The sequence below is a fragment of the Vibrio zhanjiangensis genome, assembly GCF_030161235.1.
Taxonomy (GTDB): Bacteria; Pseudomonadota; Gammaproteobacteria; order Enterobacterales; family Vibrionaceae; genus Vibrio; species Vibrio zhanjiangensis.
Window position 1 is genome coordinate 24,353 of record NZ_BSPW01000034.1, and the last position, 6,812, is coordinate 31,164.

Sequence of the window (6,812 nt, forward strand, 5' to 3'; positions counted from 1 at the left end):
GAGGCTTCTGTATCGTCCACCAGTTCACCGACATCTTGGTATGCAATTGTAATCCCAGTTCCATTTAGTTACACTGTCACTAGGTCATTATTTCATCTGTTCATCAAGGTTTAATACGGTCAAGGCGTTGCTTACACTGGTGGCGATCACATCAATCACGCCTGTTCTGAGTGCGCCGAGCATGGCGAGGGGTTTGCTGTTTTCGGCGGCGATGGCGATGACTTGTGAAATCGGGCGAAACTCTTCAATACCCAACCCTATCACTCTGTCACTCATAACGGTTTTGGCGGACTTGCCATGAATGTCGAAAAAGTCATAACCGGCAAAATCACCTACTACGCCTTGGTTCATTCGTGACTGCACCACTTCATCGGCGGTAAACCAGCCTAAATCGACCATATAACTGTTTTCACTCATATCCCCGATGCCCACCAAAGCGACATCGGCTTTGCGTGCCAAGTCTAGCGTTTGTTTGACGGTGGAGTTTTGCATAAAGGCACGCTTTTGCTCTGGGTTCTCTGCATAGGCTGGCGCATAGAGAGTCTCTGAGGTGCCACCATAGGTTTTAGCAAATTGGCGACAAATATGATCAGCGTTAAACATGCCACCTCTGGGGTGAATACCACCAATACCACAGACAAATTTCACGTCTCTTTGGGGGATCACGCCAACGTGGTGTGCCACAGCCGAGACATTTCTACCCTGACCTACAGTGACCACAGAGCCATTGTGAATTGAACTGGCCATAAATTTGGATACCAAGCCTGCGACTTGCTGGCGTTGCAATTCTTCGCTCGGTTGATCAAGTGCAACTAAGGCTCGCTTAACACCAAAGCGCTCAACCAGCCTTTGCTCTATCTTGGCACTGAATACTGGGTGGTATTTGACCGTGATTTCGACAATGCCCTCGTCTCGTGCTTGCTTGAGCATACGACCGACTTTTGCTCTCGATACAGCAAATTTTTTTGAAATTTCTTCCTGCGTCGCACCATCTTGGTAGTAAGCAACGGAAATTTCCGTTAACAGATCTGCGCTATCGTCATACATATCATTGGGCGACTTACTCATGGTAATCAAGCTCCTAAACAAGGACTAAACATGTGCTCAGACACGTAGCATATGTCAGGCTAACAAAATAATGCAACATTTGCTCATCTGCATTACAAATTCTCATAGCAAAATCAGACGGTCCAAAACCCTGCTGAACCCACGCTAGACGATAGCAAACGTTTGATTTGCACGCTCAGTTTCATGCTAGAAAAAAATACCACACAAACCTGCCCTAAAGGGGGAATTATCGATTGACATTCTGCGGCGAAGAGATAAATATGAACCCATCATTTACTCAATGAAAGAGCAAATGTTCATAGCAGATGCTCTATCACCCATAAATTGAAAATAGTCAGCGGGGTTGGCAAACCTTTATCCGTGAGCCAGATGGATACTCGCGCTGACTAATTAGCTTGAAACTGTACAAATCACGCTAATGTTTTAGCGTAAAAGCCCATGATATAGGATGACCGAGATGAGCAATAAACTTGAGCAACTTCGTAAACTAACGACTGTCGTCGCAGACACTGGTGAGATAGACGCCATCAAGAAATACCAACCAGAAGATGCCACTACCAACCCTTCTCTGATTCTTAAAGCTGCTCAAATCGAACAATACGCCCCTCTTATCAATGCCGCCATTGACTACGCAAAAACTCAAAGCAGCGACAAAGCACAGCAAGTCCAAGATACCTGTGACATGCTGGCGGTAAACATTGGTAAAGAAATTCTAAAAACCATTCCAGGCCGCATTTCTACAGAAGTTGATGCACGTCTTTCTTACGATACTGAAGGCAGCGTTGCCAAAGCTCGTCAGCTAGTAAAAATGTACAACGACGCAGGCATTAGTAACGATCGCATTCTTATCAAGCTGGCTTCAACATGGGAAGGTATCCGCGCCGCTGAGATTTTGGAAAAAGAAGGCATCAACTGTAACCTGACGCTTCTATTCTCATTTGCTCAAGCTCGTGCTTGTGCCGAAGCAGGTGTATTCCTTATCTCTCCGTTTGTAGGCCGTATCATGGATTGGTACAAAGCGAAAGAAGGTCGTGATTTTGCACCAGAAGAAGATCCTGGCGTATTATCAGTCACTAAGATCTATAACTACTACAAAGATCACGGCTACAACACCGTTGTGATGGGTGCAAGCTTCCGTAATATCGGTGAGATTCTTGAGCTTGCTGGCTGTGACCGCCTTACTATCGCGCCAGCTCTACTGGCAGAGCTTGAGGCCGCTGAAGGTCATGTTGTTGAAAAACTTGTTGACTCAAACGGAAACATTGAACGACCAACAGCCATGACGCATTCAGAGTTCCTATGGGAACACAACCAAGACCCAATGGCAGTAGAGAAGTTGGCAGAAGGTATCCGTAACTTTGCGGTTGACCAAGGCAAACTAGAAGCCATGATCGAAGCTAAACTTTAATTTTAAATTATCAGCAGGGAAGATATGATCTTCCCTGTTATTTTTCCCTTTTAAGAAAAACATAATATTTGGTATTAATTATGGATCGCAAACACCTAGCTAACGCTATTCGTGCCCTTAGCATGGACGGCGTACAACAAGCCAATTCTGGTCATCCCGGCGCCCCAATGGGCATGGCCGATATCGCTGAAGTTCTTTGGCGTTCACACCTAAATCATAACCCAGCAAACCCTGAATGGGCCGATCGTGACCGTTTTGTACTGTCTAACGGCCACGGCTCTATGTTGATTTACTCTCTGCTGCACCTTTCAGGTTACGCCTTATCAATTGATGAGCTGAAAAACTTCCGTCAGCTGCACTCGAAAACGCCAGGCCACCCAGAGTATGGCTACGCGCCAGGTGTGGAAACCACGACCGGCCCTCTTGGTCAAGGTATTACTAATGCAGTCGGTATGGCATTAGCTGAAAAAACGCTTGCGGCGCAGTTTAACAAGTCAGGCCATGAGATTGTCGATCACTACACCTACGCTTTTATGGGCGATGGTTGTTTGATGGAAGGGATCTCGCACGAAGCGTGTTCTCTAGCGGGTACACTAGGTCTTGGTAAGCTTATCGCGTTTTGGGATGACAACGGCATCTCAATCGATGGTCACGTTGAAGGCTGGTTCTCTGACGATACGCCTAAGCGGTTTGAATCTTACGGCTGGCACGTTATTCCAGCGGTTGACGGTCACGATCCTGACGCGATCGATGCGGCGATCAAAGCCGCGAAAGCCGATCCTCGTCCAACCTTAATTTGTACTAAGACCATTATCGGTTTTGGTTCCCCAAATAAATCCGGTTCTCACGATTGTCACGGTGCTCCGCTTGGCGCTGATGAAATTGCGGCAACTCGTAAGCAACTCGGTTGGCAGCACGGCCCATTTGAAATCCCTGCGGATGTGTATGCCCAGTGGGATGCTAAAGAAGCTGGCGCAGCGAAAGAAGCGGCGTGGAATGACAAATTTGCCGCGTACGCTGCGGCTTACCCAGCAGAAGCAGCAGAGCTTAAGCGTCGTCTCAATGGCGAATTGCCTGCTGAGTGGGAAGAAAAAACCCGTCAAATCATTGCCGACTTGCAAGCTAACCCAGCCAACATTGCTTCACGTAAAGCGTCACAAAACGCGCTGGAAGCCTTTGGTCAAATGTTGCCAGAATTTTTGGGCGGCTCTGCTGATTTAGCGCCTTCCAACCTCACCATGTGGTCTGGCTCTAAATCAGTATCGGCAGAAGATGCTTCTGGCAACTATATCCACTACGGCGTGCGTGAATTTGGTATGACAGCCATCATGAACGGTATTGCTCTGCACGGTGGTTTTGTGCCTTATGGCGCGACTTTCCTTATGTTCATGGAATACGCGCGTAACGCGATGCGTATGGCGGCGCTGATGAAGATCCAAAACATTCAAGTCTACACGCACGACTCGATTGGTTTGGGCGAAGATGGCCCAACACACCAACCTGTTGAGCAAATGGCTTCGCTGCGCATGACGCCAAACATGAATACATGGCGTCCGTGTGATCAGGTTGAATCTGCCGTGGCTTGGAAACTGGCGATTGAGCGTAAAGATGCGCCAACGGCACTGATTTTCTCTCGTCAAAATCTCGCGCAGCAAGCGCGCAGCGCAGAGCAAGTCGCCAACATTGCTAAAGGTGGTTACATCCTAAAAGACTGCCAAGGTCAGCCAGAGCTTATTTTAATTGCTACGGGCTCAGAAGTAGAGCTTGCCGTTAATGCGGCCGCGGAGCTAAGCGCACAAGGCACAAATGTGCGCGTGGTGTCTATGCCATCGACCGATGCCTTTGACCGACAAGATGCCGCTTACCGTGAAAGTGTTCTACCATCCGATGTGACCGCGCGTGTGGCCATTGAAGCGGGTATTGCTGACTTCTGGTACAAGTACGTTGGTTTTGACGGTCGCATCATAGGCATGACCACCTTTGGTGAGTCTGCACCAGCTGATGAGCTGTTCAAGATGTTTGGCTTTACCACTGAAAATGTGGTGAACACAGCAAAAGAATTACTTGATTAATCCATCTTGTACTTAACTAAGCCTCGCCATGCGGGGCTTTTTTGAATGACTGGCCATATTTAACCTTTCGATCAAGGTAAAGACTCATGCAATTTATTGATCTTCCTAAAATTGATTTACACTGCCACCTCGATGGCAGCGTGCGACCAGAAACAATTATTGATCTTGCTAATCAGCAAGGTATTTCTCTCCCAACCCAAGATATTGAGCAGATACGTGAGCTGATGATCGCACCTGAAACTTGCCAAAATCTTGATGAATACCTCAAGCGTTTTGACTTACCTCTATCTGTGATGCAAACCGCAGACGCGCTTGAGAGAATTTCCTTCGAACTTTATGAAGACGCGGCGAAAGAGAACGTCAAATACCTTGAAGTACGTTTCGGCCCCTTATTACACCTTGAAAACGGTTTAACACTTGAGCAAGTGCTCGCGAGCGTTGTCAACGGCATGAAACGCGCAGAATCGCTTTACGATATTAAAGGAAACTACATCCTTTCGATTCTTCGCCATGCGCCAAAAGACACAATCAAGGAAGTATTGGATGTCGGTCAACAATACTTGGGCAATGGTATTGCTGCCTTTGATCTCGCCGGTGGCGAAGCCGCTGGATTTTGCGCCGAATTTGTCCCGTATGCCGAGTACGCTAGGGAAAAAGGTTACCACGTCACTATTCATGCTGGTGAGCAAGGTGTGGGGCAAAATGTTTACGACGCGATCACCTTATTAGGTGCTGAACGTATTGGTCATGGTATTCATATTACTGGCCACCAAGCCGCATACGACCTGGTCAAAGATCAGCATATCGCTCTAGAAACATGTCCAAGCAGTAATGTTCAGACTAAGGCGGTTCCTGCCCTATCTAGCCATCCGGCGAAGGTGTTTTTAAAAGATGGCATCGCCATTACCATCAATACCGATAACCGCACGGTTTCAAATACGACAATGACGGCAGAAGTCGAAAAAGTCATGCAAGAGTTTGAGTTAACGCTTGACGACTATTTCGATATTTACTCATACAGTGTTGAGTCTGCGTTTACTTCTGAGCAAGTCAAGCAGCATCTACGCAGCTTTATACTCGCGTAACATTTCCTAGTCACAATAGCCGATATTTTCGGCTATTGCTTTTCTTCAAACCGCTGCGCGAGGTGATAAAATTCGTTGACCTGATTACGCAGTTGATGGGAATGTTGATTGACCGTCTGAGTCGCTGTGAGATTTTTCTCCGCAGCTAACGCAATCGACTGGATATGCAAATTCACATCCTCTGATAACCGGCGCTGCTTCATTGAGGCATCTTCAACCACCTTCATCAAGCGATCCATTGAATGCATCATGACTTCGACATCGGACAAGCGTTTTGCACTTTCCTGAGCGACTTCACCACAAGCATTGGTCTGCTCGCGATTATCAATAATATCTTGTTGCCATTTTTCAATCGTTGCCAGCATAGTTCCAATACTGTCTTTAATTTGAACAGTGGCGTTAGCCGTGCGACCTGAAAGAGCACGTACCTCATCAGACACAACCGCAAATCCTCTACCCTGTTCACCCGCACGCGCGGCTTCAATGGCGGCGTTCAGCGCTAGCAAATTGGTTTGCTCTGCGATTCCACCGATCTCTTCCATCATTTTGCTCACATTTTGAGCTTGCTCGCTAAGCTGGAAAGTCGCTTGGGTCGCTTTTTCAGCTTGATGGCTCAACTGCTCCAAATTTGCATGGGTTCTGTCTATGGTATCTTTGGCCAACAAACAGGTATTGAGTGTGTCATCGATAAGGTTGTGTGCCTCGTGTGTGCTAGTTGACACTTCGTTCGCGGTTAATTCAACTTCCTCAGAGGCAACACGTACCTGACGGATATCGTGAGTTTGCTGCTCGAGCGCTTTCGACACCTCCTGTGTCGTTGCACTCAAACTGTCCGACAAATTTTGTAGCGGTTTTGCAGAGTCTGTCATGCGCCCCAACACTGTACGAATCCGAGCAGAAAGCAGCTTTATGTGAAAATCAGCAACGGAGAATTGGCTTTGTCCAGAATAAATCAAGCGACTGATGCTGTCATAATCTGATTTTAGGCGTCTGAGCTGCTTCGGTGTATCAATCAGCTCTTGCTTGAACATTAACATTGCGCCGATTGGCAGTAGGTTCATCGCCCAATGAAGACTGCCCTCAATTGAAAGAATGCTAGATAGCAGTGGCGCAAAAAGGGGTATTGCGCCCAATTCACCGATAAGTTCCACCTAATCCTATTTCATCAATATTTTCATA

At 47.2% G+C, this 6,812-nt stretch carries 4 protein-coding genes and 1 pseudogene; 3 read left to right on the forward strand and 2 right to left on the reverse strand.

Going from position 1 to position 6,812, the window contains the following annotated elements:
- Window positions 1-87 precede the first annotated feature (87 nt).
- The gene (locus tag QQK21_RS09665; RefSeq protein ID WP_284191985.1) at window positions 88-1,068 is read right to left on the reverse strand and encodes a sugar-binding transcriptional regulator; all 981 of its coding nucleotides are present in this window, start codon (window positions 1,066-1,068) and stop codon (window positions 88-90) included.
- A 457-nt stretch (window positions 1,069-1,525) separates the two neighbouring features.
- Here QQK21_RS09665 and tal point away from each other — a divergent pair, with 457 nt between their 5' ends.
- The 3 genes from tal to add all read left to right on the forward strand — a co-directional run bounded on the left by tal (window position 1,526) and on the right by add (window position 5,633).
- Entirely contained in the window at window positions 1,526-2,476 is a 951-nt protein-coding gene (tal, locus tag QQK21_RS09670; RefSeq protein ID WP_284191986.1) for a transaldolase, read from the forward strand.
- An 80-nt stretch (window positions 2,477-2,556) separates the two neighbouring features.
- Window positions 2,557-4,548: a transketolase gene (gene tkt, locus QQK21_RS09675; protein ID WP_284191987.1), complete on the forward strand. Its 1,992-nt coding sequence runs from the start codon at window positions 2,557-2,559 to the stop codon at window positions 4,546-4,548.
- Between the two features lie 86 nt (window positions 4,549-4,634).
- Window positions 4,635-5,633, forward strand: coding sequence for an adenosine deaminase (gene add / locus QQK21_RS09680; RefSeq protein WP_284191988.1), 999 nt, complete (start codon window positions 4,635-4,637; stop codon window positions 5,631-5,633).
- 32 nt (window positions 5,634-5,665) lie between these two features.
- Here the strand turns inward: add and QQK21_RS09685 are convergent.
- A pseudogene (locus QQK21_RS09685) lies at window positions 5,666-6,751 on the reverse strand (methyl-accepting chemotaxis protein); the annotation flags it as partial.
- Window positions 6,752-6,812 lie beyond the last annotated feature (61 nt).

Excerpts from the sequence above, each read along its gene's own strand:
- tkt (WP_284191987.1), top strand. The coding sequence starts at position 2,557 with ATGGATCGCAAACACCTAGCTAACGCTATTCGTGCCCTTAGCATGGAC.
- add (WP_284191988.1), top strand. The coding sequence starts at position 4,635 with ATGCAATTTATTGATCTTCCTAAAATTGATTTACACTGCCACCTCGAT.
- tal (WP_284191986.1), top strand. The coding sequence starts at position 1,526 with ATGAGCAATAAACTTGAGCAACTTCGTAAACTAACGACTGTCGTCGCA.
- QQK21_RS09665 (WP_284191985.1), bottom strand. The coding sequence starts at position 1,068 with ATGAGTAAGTCGCCCAATGATATGTATGACGATAGCGCAGATCTGTTA.